At 53.4% G+C, this 23822-nt stretch carries 10 protein-coding genes; 3 read left to right on the top strand and 7 right to left on the bottom strand.

Features of this window, described 5'->3' with window-relative positions; all coding sequences use genetic code 11:
• The first annotated feature begins 45 nt into the window (after positions 1-45).
• The 3 genes from H70357_RS18405 to H70357_RS18395 all read left to right on the top strand — a co-directional run bounded on the left by H70357_RS18405 (position 46) and on the right by H70357_RS18395 (position 3263).
• Positions 46-1011: an NAD(P)H-dependent flavin oxidoreductase gene (locus H70357_RS18405; RefSeq protein WP_038592496.1), complete on the top strand. Its 966-nt coding sequence runs from the start codon at positions 46-48 to the stop codon at positions 1009-1011.
• Positions 1012-1323: 312 nt separating this feature from the next.
• The gene (locus H70357_RS18400) at positions 1324-1986 is read left to right on the top strand and encodes a TetR/AcrR family transcriptional regulator (RefSeq protein ID WP_038592493.1); all 663 of its coding nucleotides are present in this window, start codon (positions 1324-1326) and stop codon (positions 1984-1986) included.
• Positions 1983-3263 carry an MFS transporter gene (locus H70357_RS18395; RefSeq protein ID WP_038592490.1) on the top strand — a complete coding sequence of 427 codons (1281 nt, stop codon included), beginning with the start codon at positions 1983-1985 and terminating at the stop codon, positions 3261-3263. Before H70357_RS18400 ends, H70357_RS18395 begins: the two co-directional genes overlap by 4 nt.
• 178 nt (positions 3264-3441) lie before the next feature.
• Here the strand turns inward: H70357_RS18395 and H70357_RS18390 are convergent, their stop codons facing one another.
• The 7 genes from H70357_RS18390 to H70357_RS18360 all read right to left on the bottom strand — a co-directional run bounded on the left by H70357_RS18390 (position 3442) and on the right by H70357_RS18360 (position 23817).
• Positions 3442-4914, bottom strand: coding sequence for an amidase family protein (locus tag H70357_RS18390; protein WP_038592487.1), 1473 nt, complete (start codon positions 4912-4914; stop codon positions 3442-3444).
• A 23-nt stretch (positions 4915-4937) separates the two neighbouring features.
• Positions 4938-5693, bottom strand: a complete 756-nt coding sequence (locus H70357_RS18385) for a GNAT family N-acetyltransferase (protein ID WP_038592484.1) — start codon at positions 5691-5693, stop codon at positions 4938-4940.
• Between the two features lie 79 nt (positions 5694-5772).
• Positions 5773-6531, bottom strand: a complete 759-nt coding sequence (locus tag H70357_RS18380) for a VOC family protein (RefSeq protein ID WP_038592481.1) — start codon at positions 6529-6531, stop codon at positions 5773-5775.
• Positions 6528-7412, bottom strand: coding sequence for a stalk domain-containing protein (locus H70357_RS18375; protein ID WP_038592478.1), 885 nt, complete (start codon positions 7410-7412; stop codon positions 6528-6530). The genes H70357_RS18380 and H70357_RS18375 overlap by 4 nt, the downstream gene beginning before the upstream one ends.
• 28 nt (positions 7413-7440) lie before the next feature.
• Entirely contained in the window at positions 7441-14061 is a 6621-nt protein-coding gene (locus H70357_RS18370; RefSeq protein WP_052092111.1) for a non-ribosomal peptide synthetase, read from the bottom strand.
• Between the two features lie 25 nt (positions 14062-14086).
• The gene (locus H70357_RS18365; protein WP_038592475.1) at positions 14087-20662 is read right to left on the bottom strand and encodes a non-ribosomal peptide synthetase; all 6576 of its coding nucleotides are present in this window, start codon (positions 20660-20662) and stop codon (positions 14087-14089) included.
• A complete protein-coding gene (locus tag H70357_RS18360) occupies positions 20662-23817 on the bottom strand; it encodes a type I polyketide synthase (protein WP_052092110.1) in 3156 nt (1051 codons plus the stop codon). Before H70357_RS18360 ends, H70357_RS18365 begins: the two co-directional genes overlap by 1 nt.
• Positions 23818-23822 lie beyond the last annotated feature (5 nt).

Here is a 23822-nt window from a genome sequence, read left to right as displayed (position 1 = left end):
ATAGGAGTTTTTATGATATCTACAATTTGTGAAAGAGGTGTGTAATTGAAACTTCCAACAATCCAATTCGGACATATTAAATCCAGAGTTCCTGTTATTCAAGGTGGAATGGGCGTAGGTATATCCTTAAGTGGACTAGCCGCTGCTGTAGCCAATGCAGGCGGGATCGGCACCATCTCTGGTACAGGGATCACTACTGAAGAGCTGAGAATGCATATTCGCAAAACAAGAGAACTCTCTAAAGGGAGTGGCTATATCGGTGTGAATGTACTATTCGCAGTAAAGGATTTTGCCGAAAAAATGAAGGTTGCTTTGGAAGAAAAGGTTGACTTTATTATTTCTGGAGCCGGAATTTCTAGAGATATTTATGCTTGGGGTAAAGAATATGGTACTCCTGTGGTAACTATTGTTTCATCCGCCAAATTAGCCAGAATTTCCGAAAGACTTGGTGCCTCCGCAGTCGTTGTGGAAGGGTTCGAAGCTGGAGGCCATTTAGGTACAGACAGATCCATGTTTGATATCCTTCCTGAAGTCTTAGAGGCCGTTTCCATTCCGGTTATTGCTGCGGGTGGGATTCTGACAGGGGATGATATCGCAAAAGCCCTTCGGATTGGCGCATCTGGTGTTCAAATGGGTACCCGTTTTGTGGCAAGCCATGAGTGTGATGCTCCCTTAGCCTTCAAGCAAAAGTATGTAGATGCTCAGCAAGGAGATACTGTCCTCATCAAGTCTACAGTGGGTCTAGAAGGTAGAGCGATTCGGAATGAATTTACGGACCGGATCAGTGATAATGCTAAATTAAAGATAGTCAAATGCTATGATTGTCTAAAGGTTTGTTCACATCGCTTCTGTACAATGGAGTCCCTGCTTACTTCCCTTAGAGGAGATGTTAAGAACGGTTTGGTTTTTGCTGGGTCCAGAGTCCATGAGATTAAAGAGATTTTGTCCGTACAGCAGATTATCGACAATTTAATGAATGAGTATCAAGGGGCATTGAACCCGACAACTTAAGGTCGTTATAAGATATAAAAGCACGATTAACCACTTGAGCTTGGGATTTCCGAGCCTAAGTGGTTTTTTATTTCGTGAGATATCCTCGCCTGGCTCGGGTTCTAATGGCACTATGTTCTTGTCTTCTTACATCGGAGAACAAGAACTTAGTTCCATTGGAGAATAACCTGGAATTTAAAGACAATATAACAAGAGAATCTTATTAATAATTATAGATTATTACGCTATTTATTTGTTGCAAAATGAACCGCGTGTCATTAAAATAATAATGACACGCGGTTCATTTTGGATAATTAGAAAGGCGGCGGGTAAATGTCTCCCCGATTGACGGATCACCGGAAAGAACAGCGAAGCCGGCAGATATTGGATGCTGCTAAAAGTGTATTTATTAGAAAAGGCTACGGCGCGGTCTCGCTGAAGGATATTATCGAGGAAGCAGGCATGAGCCGGGGCTGGATTTACCTCTATTATCAAACGAAGGAGGAAATTTTTGAAGCATTGCTGGATCGTCAGGATCTTGAGTATGAACAGTATCTTGAATACTTGAAGGCTGCTTCATCATCCATGTGGGAAGTCATTATCACACTCTATACCCAGCAGCTTCATGATTTGGAGCAAATGGAGGGCGGCGGTATGATGTCTGCTTTTTACGAGTATTTTCTAGTCGGCTGGCGTGATTCTCCACGCAGAGAGCTGCTTGAAAGACGGTACGAAAGAGGCATCGAACGTTTTGCAGATTTGCTTCGGACGGGGGTAAGCCGCGGCGAATTTACTCCAGTCATGGATCTTAGTGAGATATCCAGGGTGGTCTCCTCCTTTCAGGAAGGTATCGTTACACATTCCATCACGGTTGGCATCAAGCAAGCGGATACCAGTATGCAATTCAATGCACTACTTCACTATCTGTACAGTCTGCTTCAACCGTCAGCCGGCCAAGCAATGGATTTCTTGAGTTTAAGGGAGGAGATTCAATGAAGTCACTTTTTCGCAATCCTGTGTTCTGCAAGCTGTTTATTGCGGCTTTTGCTTCCCAACTGGGTACGGTGGTCGGCAACATGGCTTTTGCCTATTATCTGGTAGACCGGTTCAGCGAGCGCCCCTCACTGGCAACGACCGCGGAGTTGATGTATTCCTTGCCTACACTGGCAGTATTCTGGATCGTCGGTGTTGTGGCCGACCGGTTCGACCGAAAGCATATCGCCGCATACAGCGATTGGATCCGTGCCGGTTTGACCTTGCTGCTGCTGGTATTCGTGCATTACGATCTAATCGTGCTATGTTTTCTGGTCCTGTTTCTGCGCAGCTCGATCTCCAAATTTTTTGGTCCGGCTGAGATGGGGCTGCTGCAGGGAAGCATCGGTCATGACCAGTATGTTCAGGCATCGGGGTTGAACCAGATCGTTATGGGAATGTTCATGTTATTCGGGATGAGTCTGGGAGCGACCGCTTATCATTTTATTGGAATTGAAGGCGCTCTCATCATCGACGGTGCCAGTTTTTTAATCTCGGGTCTGCTACTGGCCTGGGGGGATTTTCCCGAGAATGCCCGAATGCCTAACGGCAAGAACCGTATTCGCGAGCTTCGCTTTTCGCACCTCATTACAGATTTCTGGCAGGGTCTTCGTTATATCGCTGGAAATCGGCTGCTGCTCGTACTTATCAGCGGATTTTTGTTCTTTGGGATCGTAAATGGTGTGTTTGCTGTGCTTCCGATTTTTGCAATGAAATATAAACTGAGTCCGGATAATTATGTCGTCTATTCCTCGATGATTACCGTTTTTCTTGGCATCGGCTTCCTGCTGGGCAGCATTCTCGGTCCTCGTCTCATTGCCCGCTTCACCCGGACTCCGGTGCTTATAACGGGGTTATTCGCAGCCAGCCTGCTTATTGGGGGCCTCGGTTTTGCCGGTCGGGTCGAGGTATACTTAGTCATTATTCTGCTCGCGGGTATTGCAATTGCGCCAATCAATATCGTTCTTGGCAGCTGGATGCCCGAATTGGTTCCCGCCCGTAATATGGGCCGGGTTAATGCTTTGATTGATCCGGTCATGATGCTGGGCCACTCCATGGCACTGGGCATTGTCGCCCTGGCCTTTCCCGCATGGATTTCGGTGACTTGGCTGCACTATATACTCGCGCTATGTACAGTAGCGGTCAGCTTCTTCTACCTTTTTTCACTTCCGTCCCTTGTCCGTAAGCTTGAGGTACAATCGGCCGCAGAACGCGAGGCATCGCAAAGTGAAACGGCTTGAGCCGATTACATATCAGAGCAGGCGGGCGGCTATACTGCTCTGCCCGGCATAAGCGTCCGCCAAATAAAAAAGCACATAGCCGCGGCCTTGTGCTTTTAATACTCATTTCTATCCGTAAACTATTGAAGATGAAAATAATATTTATCGTGATTTTGAAAATGTAAGGTGAGTAGTACATTTATGAATAGCCAGGAGGAATTTGAAATCCCTCTGTCAATGACTCGCATATTTCGGCAAAGTCAATGGTGATATGATCCTTGAAATGCCCACCGATGATCTGGATTCCACAAGGTAATTCATCGTTAGAGCGGTTCAGCGGCAAAATTGTGGCAGGCAGTCCAAAGACAGTCGCGAGGATATTCCAGATTAAATGCTCGTTATATCCAGTTGCTCTTCCATTCACTTCCAGAATCCTTCTAGTTACCGCCTGCTGCATGTGGGGAATTGCCAATACGGGACTGATGGGCAGCAGCAGAACATCATATTCCTGAAGTAAGGAAGTGATCACACGGTTATATTCCTGACGCAGGCGGTCCGTTTCCTCTTGTTCCCCTTCACTCTGATTCATTGCCCGGTAATAGTCCTCTAGCCCTTCAGGAAAAGCCTTCGTCACCAAACGGGATGCCCGCAGGCCAAGGGAGGCCAGACTTGCAGTCAGGCGCTGCCTTGAATTGAATGAGGTGCCGACAAGCCGTCCGGACAGCTTCAAAGCCAGGTCGAACAACTTGTCCATTTGGATCTCAGGAGGCATTCCGTGGTGAACCTCCACCCCCTCCATCCTTGATAAACCTGCGGTAAAATCAGCATATCTGCGTTTAATACGTTCGTCTATTTCATGCCCCGGAGCTTCAAACCAGGTCAGGACTTTTATCTTCGCTTGCTCCTTTAATGTGTTGGTGCGGAAATCAGGAGGGACAGGCACATCTACCCAGGGATCATACAGTACATCCATCATCAGCCGCAGATCCTTGGCGCTTCGGGCCAGCGGGCCAGCCGCCGACAAATCGGGTTCGCTTGGGTCACCGGGAGGATTGCCGGGAACATGTCCTCTAAGCGAAAGCATTCCAAGACTGCAGCGGTGGGCATATACACCGGTATAATGCGCAGGAATCCGCAGGCAGCCGATCAGATCGCTGCCGAATTCCACAGGCGTGCAATCAGACGCCAAAGCGGCCGCACTGCCGCCAGATGAACCCCCTGGTGTCAAGTTTGTGTTCCAAGGATTATTGGTCGTGCCGTATAGATCATTATAGGTCTGCCAGTCTGCAGTCATCACCGGCACGTTGGTTTTCCCCATAACGATCGCTCCGGCCTGAATCAATCGTTGCACCGTGGCCGCATGCTCTGTAGCAATGTTATGTTTTAAATGCGGGGCTCCAGAGGTTGTAAGCATCCCGCTGACATTAAATGACTCTTTAACCGTAAGCGGCAGACCATGCAGTGGCCCGTACCTCCGGCCTTCTTTTCTGTCCCGGTCGGCCTGATCCGCCTGGGCGTAGGCAGTTTCCCGCTGCTGCTGCACCACGGCATTGAGCCCTTCATTCACAAGGTCCATCCGGCCATAATAGTGATCCAGCAGTTGCCTGGAATTCACCTCACCCTGTTCAAGCAGCCGGATCACATCGGAAGCGGTAAGATAAGTTAAATTCAAGTTTCTTCCTCCCTGTATCCTTACTATTTGGCGCTGTCGAGCAGTTTCGCGAACTTGCCCGGACTCATAATCTCGTGAGTGATGAACGTACCATTAAGAAACAGACTGAAGGTTGTCCAGACCGAAGGGGCGGCCTGGGCCTCCTCCCGGGTAGTCAGGAGATGAGCCGTAAACGGGATACCCCTCTCCTTCGCCACTGACCGCAAATCCTCCAAAACGCCAACGGCAAAAGGACATTGTGCTGTGTAATAAATACAAATCCCGTCGCCCGTGGCTGGCGCAGGCTTCACGGAATGTGCAAAAGACGGGCGCTCCCCCTCATCGTTCCATTTGAGTACTGCCAGCTCGAAATAAGGATCTGCTTCATCGGTGATTTGAAATCCCATATGCTCAAAAAAACGTTTATCGCTCAAATAAGGCATTTTCTTCTTACTGACAATATGCACAATGCCATCCATGCCCAAGGCTTGGGCATCTGCCTTGCACTTATCCAGAAGCTGTTTGGAATGACCATTGTCCTTGTGTCTTCCAGATACCCACAGGCAGTTAATGTACATATAGTTAGGGGCATTAAGCGGGATCCAAGCCTTCTCGGCAGGCAAATATTCAATAAAAACCTTCGCCCGGTCATTCAGCCGGTACAAAACCAGCCCGTCCTCCATCCGTTCACTCAGCCATTGCTTTTTGTCCCGGACCGCCTGCTCATATTGCTTCGCGCCCAGGGCGCAGCAGATATGTTCTTGTTCGATGTTTTCTTTGGTAATTTGCAAGTAGGTCATTGTGTCACTACCTCACTATTCTGTTTGAGATATCCGGGATAGCCAAACTTGTTTAGGGCTATCCCGGAAGAATTTGTGCCTAGAACCCGTGCTGGATGGAAAAGAAAGCTCCCTGCGGGTCTTGCAAAGTGGCAAATGTCCCGCCACCCGGCACTGGCGCCAGGGGGATAATCACAGCAGCTCCCAAGGCTACCGCTTGCTGAGTGACCTTCTCGCTTCCGGGAACCTTGAAATATAATCCCCAGCCACTGCTCATGTTCGCCATGTCTTGGGGAATTTCCTTCATGCCGGCTACGTAGTCTGCTCCAACTTTGAACTGGAGATAACGGCCTGACGGAGTTGGCACTTCTTCCATTGCCCACCCCAGCAGTTCCGTATAAAAATGAGCGGCGGCGTTCAGATCTGTTGTATACAGCTCATGCCAGTCGATAGAGTACGGTTCGTGCTGAACGCCCGAGCCCAGATGCTCTGCCGCTTCCCATAAGGCCACCATCGCTCCGGTAGGATCACGGAATGCACACATAGCGCCTTTGTCTGCTATGCGTCTTGGGGCAATGAGCATTTCCGCTCCCAGTGACTGGGCCCGTTCAGCTGAGAACTCCACGTCCTGAACAGCAATGTAGCAGCCCCAGAAAGAGGCCAGCTTGGGATCACCTAAGGAATACATGGCAGCCACATCTTGTTCGTCCGATTGGAATACCGTGTAGCTTCGCCCATCTTCCATAGTTGTCGTTTGTGTGCTCCAAGGAAATAATGCGGTATAAAATGCAGCGGATGCTGCCGGATCACCGCTGCCCAGCTCGGCCCAGCAAAACTTACCTTCGTTATAAGGCTTCATAGGTCTTTGAACCGGAGCTGAATTTCGGTAACCTGTTTACGGTAATCCTTCAGATCCTCATGCACATATACTTCCCGTGACGGTGATGTAAGCTGGACTCCTGTATTTTTAGCATATAAGTCCATTTGCGCCCAGACGTCACCCAGCGTATCCGGCGTTCCCTGGTGAACCACCGACAGGAAATAAGCGCCTTCCAGCGTTTTGGTAACTATCGGAATCTTCTGGCCCTTGTACTCTATAGACTCGCCCTCCACAGCCTTACTGACCGGAATGCAAATCTCTGTGTCATGTCCTAATTCATAATTCTGCTCATAATACAAACTCATGCCTTGACCATTGATTACATCTTTCACTTTGCTGTCAAGCAGGGTAAAGACCTTGGTAATTTCCTCGTATTGGCCGCGGTAACGGATGCTTGCAACCTGAATTGGGAAAACGTACTTTTTAACAACGGTGAATTCCGGCTTCAGATCCACTGCGGTTTTCGCCGGATTCCAGGCTGTTACAAGCCCAATCGCCTCCAGCGCCTCCAGTGGAACGAGGATGGCGGACTGGTGCTGTCTAGGGGCTGCATGAAGAGTAATGGTCTGCTCATTGACCTTCATTTGCTTGCTGCCGATAACCAGTATTGCCGTCCGGGCAAATGTTGACAGGGTAAGCTTCTTTTCTTTGGCAGCCCATAGCAAATCTGCACCCAGTTCTTCGGAGACAGGCCGGATCGGTACGAGCCAGGTCTTGCCCTCCTGAACCGGTGTGGCCCCTGTAAAGGTAATCGGTGTTCCATTCCACGAGATCTTGACCGCTGGAGCGGCTGCCGATAAGGCAGTGCCACTCGGACAGGCCAGCAGCGCAATAAATAATAGCAGCATACATTTCTTCATGTTCTGTTCCCTCCTGAATTTAGGTTGTTTATCGGCCTTGCCGCTGTTTGCCGGCTAACTGGGCCAGGGAACTGCGCCGGGAATCAGCCCGTTCACGCTCCAGGGGCAAGCCATCCTGCGGCGGTGAATCTGCTGCATCTTCCAGCAGAAATTCACAGAGATCTTTAATCGTCGGATACCTGAATAGTTCGATCATGGTCAGCCTGCTTCCATAATCCTCTTGCAATTCGCGGAAGAGCGCAACCATACTGATCGAATCACCACCAAGATCGAAGAAATTATCGTGCAGGCCAATATCCTGACGGTTCAGAACTTTGCGCCAGGCATCCGCAATCTGCTGCAGCAACGGAGCTGATCCAGAGGGGAGTTCGCCAGTCGTCATAATGGCCGCTTCATCGGTTTCCGGGAGCTGCGGTGCCAGAAGCGCAAGCGCTTTGCGGTCTACTTTGCCATTGGCTGTCAGCGGGAAATTCTCCAGCTCCTGTATAGCCGACGGCACCATGTATGAAGGCAATTTCTCTTTTAAATAACCGGTTAGGGCTTTGCCGATGTCCGGTTTGCTCTCCTTGGTAGTGGTTTTATTGGAAGAATAGAGGTTCATCTCTTCCACCTGTCCAGACAGAGTCATCTGCTCAGGCGTAATCCCGCCTCCAAGCATGCAATGCAGATATACATCGTTACTACGCAGCCGGAACATTGGGCGGATGTGATCGAAGCCCAGGGTACCCATTTGAATTAAGCCAATTCCGTGCTCAGGGCCTTTATCTTCCAGGAGCTGCGAGATGATCCCGGCTTCCATCATCGAATAGCCCAGCCCATCCTTCTGTCCATACATAGGGACGATTGCATCCATGCAGCCGATCAGGAAAATCTGGAAGGCCGAAGCTTCAAAAACTTCACGGTTCCCCGGTGCATGAATGGCAGCATCCATCCGTGGATGTTCTTCGAGCAGTACAAGCTGATGCTCCTTGCGGTTGTAATAATACAGCCCGCCAGGCAGATCCTCTACCGCTCCAGGCTTCAGATGGAAGTAGACCTGGACTGGATACAGCCCGCCTGCAGAACCATATTGGAACTTGGGAAAAGGAAGACCATCGAAAGTCCTTTGTGACAAAGCGGACGTAAATGCCCCGAATTGCTGCCGGGAAATCGGCTCCTTCACAAAGCTGCGGTAACTGCGCCGCCGCAAGAATGGATCGTTGCCTTCCGCTGCATCACCCAGACTGTAGCTTTTACCGGATAGATTATTTCGCAATGCGGGTTCATTCAGCTTGAACAACATCCGGTCCACTGCCCCCGTAATCAATTCCTGCCCGGCCATCCCCGCGACACCGTAAGCTTGTTCACGGTCGACGGTCACATAGGCGGACAACCGTTTGCGTTCGCCTTCCCCTTGGCTGATTACGGTAGCCTCCTTGATATACGGATGGGATTTCAGGGCAGCTTCGATCTCGCCTAGCTCAATGCGATGCCCGCGTACCTTAATCTGCAGATCCTCCCGGCCCAAGAATTCTATATTTCCGTCCTCCGCATATCTCCCGAGATCGCCGGTGCGGTAGAGCCGCTGGCCGGTCAGAGGATGACGGATGAATCGTTCCAGGGTTCGCAGTTCATCCTGCCAGTAACCCATAGCGAGGCCTTCTCCCCCAATATACAATTCCCCGCATACGCCTATAGGGCACTCCTCCATCCGTTCGTTTAGCACGTATACCCGTTGATTGGCGAGTGAACGTCCGTAAGGAATGCTGGTCCAGCCAGGCAACACCTCCTGAACCGGGTAAGCAATCGACCAGATGGCTGCTTCGGTAGCACCGCCTAAAGAGACCACCTCAAGCCCTGGCTTCAACCGGCTGGTTGCTTGAGGCAAGCCCAGCGGTATCCAGTCACCGCTAAGCAGAGCCAGACGCAGCGAGCTGCAGACTGGCGAATTCGTATCTTTGACCAGTTCCGTAAGCATGCTGAGGAGTGCAGGAACTGTATTCCAGAGGGTTACGCCTGTCCGGTTCATCAGCTCCAGCCAATGTGCAGGGTCCCGGAGATGATCCTTGTCTGGCAGAACGAGTGTGCCTCCTGCAGAGAGCATGCCGAAGATATCAAACACGGACAGGTCAAAGTTCAGCGCAGACAAGCCGAACATGACATCATGCGGTCCAACTTTATAAGTGTGAAGAATATCTTCAATGGTATTGAGAACAGAGCGCTGATTGACCATGACACCTTTGGGAACGCCCGTGCTCCCTGAAGTGAACATAATATACGCCAGGCGGTCCGCTGCCTCCGGGTCCTCTGCTCCGTATTTGCCGTCCGGCTTGCACTGTCCGTTAAGAACAACGGGCATAAGCTGCGGCCAATCTGAGTGATCCAAATCGGGCTGAATGACGGCATTTGCGACTTGTCCAAGCCGCAGAAGCTCAGCTATCCGGGCTTGGGGAAGTGAGGCATCTACGGGCAGATACGCGCAGCCAGCCTTGAGAATCCCAAGCACGGCAGCAATCTGCTCCCAGCCCTTGTGCATCACAACGGCCACCGGTTCGCCCGGACGGGTTCCATTTAGGATAAGCTGACCGGCAACGTAATCGGCGTAGTCATTCAATTCGGAATAACTAAGCTGCCCTCCAGAGGCGATAAGTGCCACTGCGGACGGTCGTTGCCTTACATTGTTATGGTAACGCTCCAGCAGTGACCCAGGTGACGGATTAGGCAGTAGTGGCCGGGTATGGAATGTTGCAACCTCATGAAGACGTTCGCGGTGCGGCAATCTGCGCGAAAGCTCCATACTCAGGGGCAGTGGTTCATCCCAGACTTGTGCTTCCTTAGCCAGCATGTCCAGCAGCTCGCAATATGCAGCAAACATCTCGTCCAGCATGCCGGCCGGGAACAGTTCATCTACAGAATCCCAATTGAAATGCAGCTCTCCATCCCGTTCCAGCACCTGGTGATCCAGCCACACCTGAGGAGTCTGCGAGACACTATAGCGATCCTCCTGCAAGGCCTGGGCTGGCTGGCCTTCGGTCGCAGCTTGTTCCGTCTGATTCAGAATGCTCGTGAAGATTACGGGTACAATCGCCTTCGATGGCTCTTTGTATTTGGCCAGCAGCTCCCTTGTCACCCGCACACCGCTGAAATAGCGGTGATCCATATCCTCAAGCAGCCTGCGCTGGTGGTGCTGGGCCCGGCTGATGAAGGCACCCGGTTCGCGGTTGTCAATTTCCAGCAGAGTCAGGGAGGTGAAGTCCCCAATGACCTCGCCCACTTCGGGATGGATCGGCAGACGGTTGAATAAGGTCAGATTAAGGGCGAAATGCGCCTTGCGGCTCCATAACGTCAGCACCTCCGAAAAAGCAGACAGTAAAGCCACTGTAGAGGTAATGCCATAACCTTCCGCTCTCTTTTTGAGCTGCTTCCAGTGTGGGGCGGAGATGACATGCTGCCGCCGTCTGAATTCCGGCTTCAGCACTTGGGACGGTTCCTTCACCAGTTCAAACTGCGGTCCCATTGGCAGGGAGTCCAGCCGGCCCTTCCAGTACGTCTCGGAGCGGCGGAATAATTCGCTTTTTTCAATCTCTGCAGTAGCCAGCACATAATCGCGGAAGGACAAGGTCAGCGGCTCGAAGACATGTGCCGGATTCAGATAAAGTACTGAGAGCTCACGCAGCAGCAGCTCCAGGCTCCAGGCATCAGCGATTAGCAGATCAACGCTGATATGCAGCCGGACCCGGCCTTCAGGCAGCCGCGTCGCGCGGACATCAAACAACGGCCACTGGCAGCAATCCAGCACCTGGTGCGACATCTCTTCACGAATAGACCGCACATGGGCGCTTCGCTCCTCTTCCCCAAAAGCGGTGAGGTCATAGGAATGGATTATATAGCTGGGAACTTGAGGCAGAATCTGCTGCTGCCCATCCGGAAGAATCACCGAGCGAAGCATGTCATGCCGGTCAATCAGCGCTTGGAACGCCTGCTGGAACGTGCTTAGATTAAGGTCAGCGACATCATTTTCAAAATACATATGGGTCGATACATTTCCAAGCTCTAGGCCCTCCGAACGGCCGATCCAGTAGGCCTTTTGCACATCGGTCAGTGGAAAGGGATCATACCGCTCCGCCAAGGCAATCTGCACCTCGGGAAGATCAGAATACGCACTGATGCCTTGCCCGGCTTGCTCCGCTGCCAATGCAGCCAGATCGTCCACAGTAGGATGATCGAAAAATTGCTGGAGCGTAATTTCTGTACAGAAGGTCTTGTTCATCACAAACAAAATTTGGGTCGCCAGCAGGGAATGCCCGCCCAGCTCGAAGAAGGTCTCCTGTCCATCCGCGATCTCGAGCCCAAGGCTCTGCTCCCAGATTTCTTTGACTTTCTGCTGATAATAGTTATTGTCTGCCATTCTGTTTCCTTGGCGGCTTCCACTCTCAACATCTGCTGTGGCACGCCCGCTGGAAGGGCCGATCCAGAATACACCTCGTTCAAAAGGATAGGTTGGGAGCTCTAGCTTGCGTCTGCGTTCTCCTTCGTAATACAGCACCCAATCCAGTTCAGCGCCTGCCAGCCATAATCGGGCGATTTCGCTTTGCAGCCAATAGAGTCCGGGTACTTGACCTGCCGCTGCAATCTGCCCGTCGGATTGGCTGGGCTTGCCCAGGTTCAGGACATAGACCTGCTCCTCCTGCACAGGTGCATGACCGGAAGTATGATCCTTGTCTTCGCTGTAGGGCTGATGTAAAGCATCCTCCAGGGCGCATTCGCCCTTCAACACCTGTCTGACCCAGTCGCCTATTCCGGTACCAACGATGGAAGAGGCTTGGATACCCCAGCCAAGGAACAGGCGGCCAAGCGCCAATTGCAGCGCAAACGACAGCATTCTCGCGGTAGCAGAAGATGGTTCAGGTGCAAGGGCGGACCGAACATAATGTCGCAGGTCGAGTGGATATGAGCGGCGGATTTGGTCGGACAGCTCACTAATCAACTGCTGAAATGTCGGACTCGATTCGTATAAATCGCGAGCCTCCTCTGCAGAGAGCACACAGCTTTGGGAGAAGCTTAAACAAACAGTCTGCTTGCTCTCCGCTGCAGATCCCTGACGTGTAGTTCCGATTACACTCGCAGCCCTTAGCTGCTCCAGCAAATCGGTGCGCCCGCGAAAGACAATAGCTTTTGAAACGGCAAATACCGCCCGTCCTGTCTTAAGGGTATAAGCCACGTCGCTTAGATTAAGCTGCGGGTGTATTTCTATATGGGCCGCCATATTGGCGCACATCCGCTCCAGCGCACTTGCTGTCTTGGCCGACAGGACCAGAAGCTCGCAGCGGTTCTCCGCATCCCCTTCCGCCAGAACCGGTGCTTCCGTAAGCACCAAATGGGCATTGATTCCACCTAGTCCAAAGGAGCTGACTCCGGCATACCGCCCATGTGCCCCGGCATCCCAGTCAGCAAGCATATCATTAACGTAGAAGGGGCTACTATACTCTTCAAGCTTGGGATTCGGTGTCTCAAAATGAAGGCTTGCCGGAATTTTCCGGTGCTTGAGCGCCAAGGCTGTTTTGATCAGACCGGCTGCCCCAGAAGCCATCTCGACATGGCCGATGTTGGTTTTGGCCGAACCAATTGCACAAAAACGGTTGGAGTGCGCCGCTGCAAACGCTCTGCTTAGCGCCTCAAGCTCAATATCATCTCCAAGCGGCGTGCCGCTGCCGTGAGCTTCAACGTAGCTGATTGCATCCGGCTGGACTTGTGCGATGCTCATGGCTTCAGCAATGACCGCCGCCTGGCCATCTACACCGGGAGCAGCGTAGCCGATCCGGTTAGCGCCGTCGCTGTTAATTGCCGAACCTTTGATTACGGCCTGGATCATATCTCCGTCCCGCAGTGCATCTTCAAGCCTTTTCAAGACGACGATTCCCAGGCCATTACTGTATACAGTCCCAGTAGCCTCTGCGTCAAAAGCGCGAATCATCCCATCTGCTGCGGTCAGCCCTCCTTGGCGATGCAGATAGCCCGGAACTTGCGGAAATTTGAGCGTCACGCCCCCTGCCAGTGCAAGGTCGCATTGTCCGCTGAGCAGACTTTCACAGGCCAGGTGCGTTGCTACGAGAGAAGTCGAACAAGAAGTTTGTACGGCAACGACAGGTCCGCAAATATTTAGACGATAGGCAATTTGGGCGGTCATATGGTCCTTGTCATTGGCGATCATAAGCTGCAAATCACTGACGGATTCGTTCCGGTCCCTGTCCGCAAGCAAGTGGTTAATCAGGTAAGTACTGGTGCTGACTCCCGCGAACAAACCAATCAGTCCGGGATAATTCAGCGGGTTATACCCTGCCTTCTCCAGTACCTCCCAGGCGCTCTCCATAAAAAGCCGATGCTGCGGATCGGTGATTTCGGCTTCCCTGCTGGTCAGCTTGAAGAAGGCAGCATCAAATTTCTCAGTGTCCTTCAATGAAGTATTCACCGGGATCAGACCTTCGGTCCCCAAGCGGTTCAGGGGTTCTATGCCTGGTCCTGCCGGTGCGGGGCTTAGTTGAAGCGCATCCGTCCCACTAGCTAGAAGCTCCCAATACTGCTCCACGGTATCCACCCCGGGGAACCGGCACACCATGCTGACGATGGCGATATCATTGCTTATATCCTGCTCCGACTGTTCCTTGCTCACTGTGTTTCCTCCCTTATGTTCAAAATCATCTGCGGCGCGTCTGTCTTGCTTGAAACCGTCTGTCCGCACGGTCCGCCGCTTTTTGCTCCATACCTGTAGGGGACTTGTCCACTGAAGCACTTCCGAAAAATTCAACCAGCGCTGCGACGGAGGTATGCCTGAACAGTTCGATGATAGGAATCTCGCGGTTCAGCATCCCCTGCAGCTTCAATTGCATTTGAACCAGCTTGAGCGAATTCCCGCCAAGGTCGAAAAAATGCTCATCCCTGCCGATATGCGGACGGTTCAGCAGTTCCTTCCAAATGGAGATAATACCTTCTTCCAATACGGATTGCGCCGGTCCCGCTGCGGGTTCAAACGTCTCAGGCAGAATGGCCAGGAGTGCTTTGCGGTCAGTTTTGCCGTTGGGAGTCAAAGGGAATTCTTCGAGAATGCTTATGCTGTAAGGAACCATATAGCCTGGAAGCCGGGAGCGCAGATGGGAACGCAGTACAGCCGGGTCCGGCATGGGTTGCCGTTCCGAACCGAGAACCACAAAAGCGCGCAGACGTCTCGCGTCCTCCTCTCCTTCAGCAAGCACAGTAGCCTCTTGAACGCCGGGACAGGTCTTCAGGATGCTTTCGATTTCGCTTAACTCAATGCGGTAGCCGCTGATTTTGACCTGGAGGTCGTCGCGTCCAAGGAATTCAATGACCCCGTCTGATCCATAGCGGCCCCAATCCCCCGTCCGGTAGAGGCGTTCTCCGGTGATAGGCGACATGACAAAGCGTTCAGCAGAGCGGAGCTCATCCCGCCAGTAGCCGCTGGCAACACCCAGACCGCCAATATATAACTCTCCCGGCACCGATACTGGACATTCTTCCATCCGTGCATTCAGCACATATACACGCTGGCCGGACATGGATAGACCATAGGGAATGTTGGTCCAAGCCGGATCGACAGTGTGAACCGGGAACTGAATCGACCAGATCGCTGCTTCGGTTGCCCCGCCAAGCGCAATAACCTCGGCCTGAGTACTTAGGCGGCGAATAGCTCCCGGAAGAGTAGAAGGAATCCAGTCTCCGCTCAGCAGGCACAGTCTGAGGGAGTCCAGCCGTACCTCAGATGCGGCATAGATCAATAGCATGTTCATGAAGGCGGGAACGCTGTTCCAGACCGTAACCCGGTGCTTCTGCATTAGCTCCAGCCAGTGTGCTGGATCGCGCAGCCGCTGCGGCTCTGGCAGCACAAGTGTGCCTCCTGCCGCCAAGCAGCCGAAGATGTCGAATACGGACAAATCGAAGCTTAGCGAAGAAAGGCCAAGCACGAGATCCTGCGGGTTCAGCCCCTGGCTGCGGTGAATATCGGTCAACGTATTAACCGCGGCTATATGGCTGATCATCACCCCTTTAGGCGTTCCTGTACTGCCGGAAGTGAATAAAACGTAGGCCAGTTGCTCGCCTATTCCGTCTGCATTGCCTCCATATTCCGGCGTCTCTTCGTTTCCGGTATTTTCGCTGACCTCTAGGGTCTTAATACCGGTAGTGGTCCAATCACCTACAGGGACAGAGGACTGGACCAGTACCACTTGAACCTGTCCGAGCTCCAGCAGCTCTCCAATGCGGTAGGCAGGCAGACCTGCATCTACCGGCAGGTAGGCCGCTCCGGCCTTTAAGATCCCTAGAACCGCCGCTACCTGCTCCCAGCCTTTTTCCATCACTACGGCAACTAATGTCTCCGGCTGTATGCCATACGCCACCAACTGATGCGCTATAGCATTGGCTTTGCGGTTCAACTCTCCGTAAGAGAACGTATATCCGCCCACAATCAGGGCCGGAGCATTGGGCTGAGTGCGGGCCATCCGCTGAAAGCCATGATGCAGGGCAATGTCCTGCGTCTCCTGTTTGTGTCGGTGCCGTGTGTCAATTTCCGCCAGTCTCAGGCGGTGTGCGAATCCGGCTGAACCCGAATCGGCCAGCGGCAGGGCCTGCTCCCAGGCCTCTTCTTCTTCTGCCAATCGGCGCAGCAAGCTTCCATAGATGGCAAACATCTCATCCAGCACTCCCGGCGGGAACTTGCTCAGGGCCGCGTCCCAATTGTAGTGAAGCTCGCCGTCCCGTTCAGCTACCTGGTGATCCAGCCATACCTGAGGTGTCTCCGACAGACTGCGTGCTTCCGTCTCGGATTCATTCCTCCGCTGGAAGATCTGATCAAATCCGGCTGTCGTCCCCTCCCTGTCAGACAAGTCCAGCAGGCTTGTGAACACCACCGGAACCGGTTCACTCAGAATGCTGTGGGCCATAAGCTGTTCTGTCACACGGATGCCACTGTAAAGGCGGTGATCGAGATCAGTCCACAGACGTTTCTGGAGCTGCCCAGCCCTGCTGCCAAAAGGAAGAGGTTCACGGTAATCGACCTCCAGCAGACTGATGGTTGTGAAATCGCCAACCAAATGTTCCATTTGCGGATGCAGAGGGAGACGGTTAAACAGCGTTAGATTCAACAGGAAATGCGGCTGCTTTGCATACAGCGCAAGTACTTCCGCATAACAGGCGAGCAGCAATGCGGAGGAAGTTAACCCCCGTTTGCGTGCCGCCGCTGACAGCTTCGACCAGAGACTGGCCGGCAGAACGGCCTTCCAGCGCTTAAATTCCTGCCGCTTCAAGCCTTGAGAAACCGCAACAGGCAAATGCGGACCGGCCGGGAGGCGGGGTAGCCGCTCTTGCCAATAGGTCTGCGCCATTCTATAACGGTCTGCAGAGGTTACGGACAGCAAGGACAGCACATAATCACGGAAAGTTGCTTCCAGTGGTGGCAATTGGGCTGTTCCGGCATACAGCGCAGCCAGTTCCTCCAGAATAATCCGAAAACTCAGTGCATCGGCGATCATAAGGTCAAAGCTGATATGCAGCCGGGTCAGTCCTTCGGGCAGCCGGGTCGCTTCAATGGCGAACATCGGCCAACTGCCGGTATGAATGGTCTGCGACATCACTTGACGGATGTCGTCCAGCCGTGAGACGCGCTCCGCTTCGGAGCAGCCGCTTGCGTCTGCCATTCTCACCGGGTAAGGCGGGACCTCTTCCAGAATCTGCTGCATGCCGTCCGGCAAGACCATTGCCCGCAGCATAGGATGCCGCTTAATGAGCGTCTGGAAGCACTGTTCGAAACGTTCAAGATCAAGACCCGCAAACTCCATCTCCTGATAGACATGAGTGGCGGCGCTGCCTGTCCGTCTTCCGCTCCAATAGGCCATCTGTACTTCGGTCAAAGGAAAAGGTTCAAAGGCTTCTTGCGGCGACACTGTAAATTCGGGTAAGCCCACTCTGGCTGAGCTTCCCGTCTCTGACAAAGGTGCCACCGCAGCGTCATCCAGTTCAGTTGCCATGTTGGCAATGGTGGAGGCGATAAGCAGCTCCCGGAGCGTCAGCTCCACCTGCATCCTGGAGCGGATTTCAGTCAGCAGCTTGACAGCCAACAAAGAATTACCGCCCAAATCAAAAAAATGATCATGTATTCCGACGCTGGTCAGGTTCAGCACCTCTCCCCATACCTCGGCGAGCCGGATCTCAGTTGTGCTTCGCGGCGCTGTGTAACTGCGGGTTAATACCGCCTTGTCCAGCGGCAGCCGTGAAAGGAATTGCCGGTCTACCTTGCGGTTTGGTGTCAAAGGCAGCACAGCAAGCTTAACAAAACGTGCCGGGATCATATAACTGGGAAGTACCTCACGGAGTGTTTCCTTCCAGTCTGCCTCGTCAGGAATGGTCTCCTTGCCAGAGGCTAAAGGGGCCGGCACCCAATACGCAGCCAACAGTTGTTCTCCCTGTCCGTCGTCGCAAGCGACTACGGCGCTTGCCGCAATCTCTGGCTGAAGGTTCAACTGCTGTTCAATCTCAGAAGGCTCGATACGGAAGCCCCGCAGCTTGAGCTGCTGGTCTTTACGGCCGAGATAGACCATTTCTCCTCCAGGCAGCAGCCGGACCCGGTCCCCCGTATTGAATAGCCGCCCTCCCGCCTGGTCCAGCGGGTTCATGATGAACTTCTGCGCGGTCAGCTCCGGCTGACGGTGATAGCCGTCCGTTACGCCGTCACCTCCGATGTACAGTGTGCCTTCGGCTCCGAATGGCACAAGAGCCAGCGCTTCATCCAGGATCAAGCAGGTTGTACGTCCGATCGGTCTGCCAATCGGGACTTTGTGAAGGAGGTCATCCGGCGTAAGCTTGTGGGCCAGAGACCATACCGCCGTTTCGGTGGGACCGTACAGGTTCCATACCGCTTTACCCCGGTGCAACAATTGTGCAGCAAGCTCCGGCTTCAGTTCCTCACCACCGCAGAGTACAGTCATGTGTTCCGAACCCTTCCAGCCCTCTGCCAGCAGCAGCCGCCACAATACCGGTGTTGCCTGCATAAAGGTCGGCTTATAACGATTCATATTCTCCATAAGCAGTCCTGGATCGCTGCTGCTTCCCTCCTGTGGGAAGATCAGCGTTGCCCCTGCGGATAATGGCAAAAACAGTTCGAGCAAGAAAATATCAAACGAGCATGTCGTCACAGACAACAGCGAATCCTCGGATGTCATATGCAGCAGATCCTGCATGGCATATAGGAAATGGACCGCATTCCGGTGAGTCACGGCTACCCCTTTGGGCTGGCCTGTACTCCCGGAGGTATAAATCATATAAGCGTGATGAGGTCTTTCAGATGCCTTGGAGTCAGACAGAGCACGATTAGTCTGCCAACATGGGCTGCCTGGGCTGATGTCGCAGCAGCGATGGTCGCCGAACCGCTCGGCTTCCGCAGGATGATCTACCAGAATGCAGTCCAGTTCGGCGTGGCCCGCGATGTATTGCAGCCGCTGCTCTGGAAAGACCGGGTCGAGCGGAACATAAGCGCTGCCGCTGATCAGAATGCCCAGGATGCCTGCCGCCAGCTCGAACGAAGGACGGGCACAGATGCCAACGCGGTGGCCCGGCCCTGCGCCGACTGAGCACTGCAAATAGGCTGCTAACCGCTCTGCCGCCCCATACAATTCGGCATAAGTATAGGAACGAGGGCCGCATACAATTGCCACGGCTGACGGATTGGCTGCGGCTTGCCGCTCCACCAGTGAATACAGTGTCGATCGCTCCGGGTAAACAACACCCGGGCCGATGCCTGCCTTATGCAGCTCCGCTTCTTCAAACGGGGAAATCAATGGAAGCTGCGGGAGCGTCTGCTGCGTTTTCGCCGGCAAATTCCCAAGCATCCAGACATAGTTGGCGAGCAGACCTTCTGCTATTCTTTTGTCATAGAGATCGGTGTTGTATTCCAGCATTACATCCAAATGGTGGAGATGTTCGATAACTTCCAGTGTGATATCGAATTTAGCAGACGGCTGAGTCCACTTCTGCGGCGTGCAGACAGCACCGTCCAGTTGATCCAATGACATGCCGCCTTGCTGAAAGATAAAAAATAGCTGGAATAAAGGCGAATATGCCATGTCCCGGGGCGGATTCAATGCATCCAGTACATGCTCGAACGGGATTTCCTGAGCTTTCAGGGCTCCAAGCACTGTCTGCATGGTCAGTTGCAGGACCTCTGTGAAGCTGCCCGCTTCGCGGATATCCGTTCTTAACATCACATTGTTCACGAAGCAGCCCAGCATCTCTTCGGTTTCTTCCCGGCATCTTCCTGCCGTCGGAGTGCCGACCACAACATCTCCCCTGCCGGTATATCTGTACAGCAGCACGTTGAAGGCAGCCAGTACAGTCATAAAGAGCGAGGCGCCTGCAGACCTTGCGAGAACTCTGAGCGCTTCAAGCTCTTCCGCTTCGATCCGCAGCGTGCAGCTATCTCCGCCCGAGGTCAGCAAGCGCGGGCGCGGGCGGTGTGAAGGAATTGTATAGAAAGGATCTGCGCCCTGCAGTTGCTCCTTCCAGTAATGCAGACCTTCCGTCAGCATCTCTGCCTGCATCCATTCTCTCTGCCAGCAGGCATAATCGGCATAGTCGTATTCACGCTGATTATGCGGTAGGCTCTGACCTTTGCATAATACGTTATAGAGCTGCACCCATTCTTCTGTAAGCAATCTAAGCGACCAGCCATCGGCAACAATATGATGAATGACGAACACAAGCATGTGGTCATCCTCTGCCAGCTCGTACAATCCGGCGCGCAGCAATGGCGGCCTGCCGAGATCAAACGGCTGCGTAAGCAGCGGCTGAGCCGCTTGTTCGACCTGGCGCAGCCGCTCCGCTTCTGTTGCCCCTGTGACCTTGACCTGCAGCAGCGGAATGACGCTGTCGGCGGCGATGTGCTGCTGCGGCTTCCCCTCTGTGGCGGTGAATGAGGTCCGGAAGCTCTCGTGACCGGCCGCCAGCAGGCGCAGGCTGGCTTCCAAATGCCCCTTCTTAAGAGTACCGGTAATTCGGATTGCCTGATGCAGATGATAACTGGAGGCGGTGCCGCTTAGCTGCTCCATCAGCCATAAACGCTCCTGGCTGTAGGACAACGGTAATCCATTGCCATCGCGTGTTTGTTTTTCCAATGGAATTTGCAGCACGGGAATGCCCCGTTCACGCATTTGCAGCCGGAACCATTGTTTTTGCTCAGGCGACAATGAGGATAAGGCTACTTGTTCGGCCATTACCCCTTCCCTCCGCTCGGTTTGAGTTTGTCATCTGCAAGGCTGCTGACGATTTCGCCACTGCTCATAGCAGCTATTTCCTGGAACAAACTTACAATGGATTGCTCTTTGCGGGTCCCTCCGGAGGTGTTCTCCAGCACTTGAGCCATTCCGCTTACGGTCGGGTGCAGAAAGATGTTCTCGATGGACAGTTGTACGCCCAAAGCTTGCCGAATCCGGTCAAGTACCTGGGTGGCCAGCAGCGAATGACCTCCCAGCTCGAAAAAGTTATCATCCGCACCCACCGGTTGAATATGAAGCTCCCGTTCCAAAATCTCCACAAGCTGTTGCTCAATGCTCCCCTCCGGCGCACGGTACGCTGCCGTTACCTTGGGGCGGGCATGGCGTGATCCGGTTTGACGTTGCTCGGGAATGGAACTGAACGGCACGGATATCCCGGATGCTTGTGTCCCTGACGTAGCCGTAACCGAGGCATTTGTGCCGGACGGGGCAGCTTCGGGATATACCCAGTAGCTCTGCCGGGAGAACGCATACGTTGGCAACGGAACCCGCCGGCACGTCTCATTTCCGAAATAAAGCCCCCAGTCCAGATCTGCACCACATACCCATAGGTTGGCTATAGCCTGTGCCAACACCCGCGTGTCCTCGTCCTGTCCGTGGACAGAACGCAAGGCGGGCACCCACACACTGTCTTCAGCCGCTGCCGGGTTCTGCCGCCCCAGACCACATAATGTGGAGCCTGGTCCTAATTCCACAAACAACCGGTTTCCTTCGCGCAGCAGGGCCCCAAGTCCATCCATAAAGACAACCGGGTCGAGAATATGCCGTGTCCAGTACTCGGGATCGATAGCCTCCTCTGCCTTCAGCCAGGTACCGGTAAGACAGGACATTATTGGAACAGAGGGTTCCTTTAATTCCACCTGCATCAACAACTCACGGTAAGCGGCGGCCATCGGCTGCATCAGCGGCGAATGGAAGGCGTGAGAGGTGGATAGTTTTTTATTAAAAACCCCTTCTTCCGTCAGCCGCTGTTCCAGTCCGGCAATGGCGGCTTCTTCTCCCGACAACACGCATAGACTTGGGCTGTTGACCGCTGCCAGCGTAATTCTCTCTTGTAGATATCCGTTTACTGCCTCACGGCTGAGCCCAACTGCCAGCATCGCTCCTCTTTCGGTCCGGGACATCCACTCTGCCCTGCGGCAGACCAGCATAACGGCATCTTCGAGACGGAACACACCTGCGATTGCGGCTGCGGCGTACTCTCCCAGACTATGGCCGATCATGGCCTGTGGACGAAGTCCCCGGCTGATCAGGAGCTGGGTCATTGCGTACTCAACAGCAAATAACAGCGGCTGGGTAAGCGCGGTCTCGTTCACATCCAGTATTTGCGGGTGATTGTTAACGGATTGCATCAATAGCTTGATATCCATCCCCGTCAGGCTTTGGATCTGCACTGCGCAGCGGTCGTAATACTCGCGAAATACCGGCTCAGCAGCATATAGGCCTGCCGCCATCCCCATATATTGCGAGCCTTGCCCCGTGAACATAAACACCACAGGACGGTTCCTGGAAGGACTTTCTCCCTGGTATACCGCTTGCGGGTCGGCCGCTTCCATTGCCAGGACAGCTTCTTCCTGCGTGGAGCAGACCACAGCCGCCCTGATCCCAAAAGCCTGCCGGCCAACCGACAGTGTATATGCTACATCCGCTAATTTCGTCTGCGTCTCTTCGCGTAAATAGTGCTGCAGCCGGGACAGATTACCAGCCAGGGAGGTCTCGGATTTCGCCGATACTGGAAGAATATGCCACCCCGGCGCGGCTGGTGCACTGTACATACGTGGACCCTCTTCAAGGACCACGTGGGCATTGGTGCCGCCCATACCGAGCGAGTTTACTCCGGCGCGACGCGGGTAGGCTTGCTCGGGCCAATCCGTAAGCCCTGTATTTACGTAAAAAGGACTGCCGTCAAAGTCAATCGCCGGATTAGGGCGCTCATAATTGAGCGTCGGCGGAATTTGCTTGTGGTGCAGCATGAGCGTCGCTTTGATGAATCCGGCAATGCCGGCGGCAGAATCCAGATGCCCTATGTTCGTTTTGACCGAACCGATTGGGCAATACCCGCGCTGATTCGTGCCAAGGCGGAACGCTTGGGTCAACGCCTCTATTTCAATGGGATCTCCCATTCGGGTGCCGGTGCCATGCGCTTCAACGTAACCGATTGTCTGCGGGTGAACCTCTGCCAGCGCCTGGGCCGAAGCGATGACTTCGGATTGTGCGCCTACGCTTGGCGCGGTATAGCTGATTTTATCCGCTCCGTCATTGTTGACGGCAAACCCCTTGATGACAGACCAGATATGATCCTTGTCGCGGATCGCTTCATCCAGCCGTTTCAGCACGACAAGACCGTAACCGTTGCCCGGAACAAATCCGCTGCTGTTCTCGTCAAAAGCTCGGCAGTGCCCATCCGCCGACATAATTCCTCCAGGCTCAAACAGGTAGCCTGCACGTTCAGGCGGGCCAACCGTGATGCCACCAGCCAGCGCCATGTCACATTGATAGGTCAACAGGCTCTGTGCTGCCATGCAGACGGAGACCAGAGAGGTGGACGACGAGGACTGCACCGCCATAGACGGGCCTTTGAGGTTCAGGCGATAGGAGATCGTTGTAGCCATACTGTCCTTGTCATTGCCGATGGCTGCCTGCAAATTGCCGGTGGCCAGCATTTTTTGAATATGAGGATAGAGGTTCAGGAACAGATATGAGCTCATGCTTTTTCCGGCAAAAACGCCCACGGAGCCTCCGCATTCCGAGGATTGGTAGCCAGCATGCTCCAGCGCTTCCCAAGCACATTCGAGCATCATCCGATGTTGGGGGTCCATAAGCTCCGCATCCTTGGGATTGATCCCGAAAAAAGCGGCATCGAATGCATCGAGCTGGCCGATTTCCCCTTTGGCCCGGACATAATTCGGCTGACTCAGTATTCCGGGGTCAATGCCCGCCTCCTCCAGTTCCCGGCTGGAGTAATGGGAAATACACTCTTTTCCCTCGGTCAGATTCCTCCAGAAGGCCTCCAGGTTCTCGGACTGAGGGAACCTTCCCGCCATGCCGATGACCGCAATTTCATTTCCGTTATAAGGATACTCAGGATGACTCATAGCAT

This window comes from Paenibacillus sp. FSL H7-0357 (assembly GCF_000758525.1).
Taxonomy (GTDB): domain Bacteria; phylum Bacillota; class Bacilli; order Paenibacillales; family Paenibacillaceae; genus Paenibacillus_AQ.
Note: the sequence above shows the minus strand (reverse complement) of the source record. Positions and strands in the feature narration are given on the sequence as shown.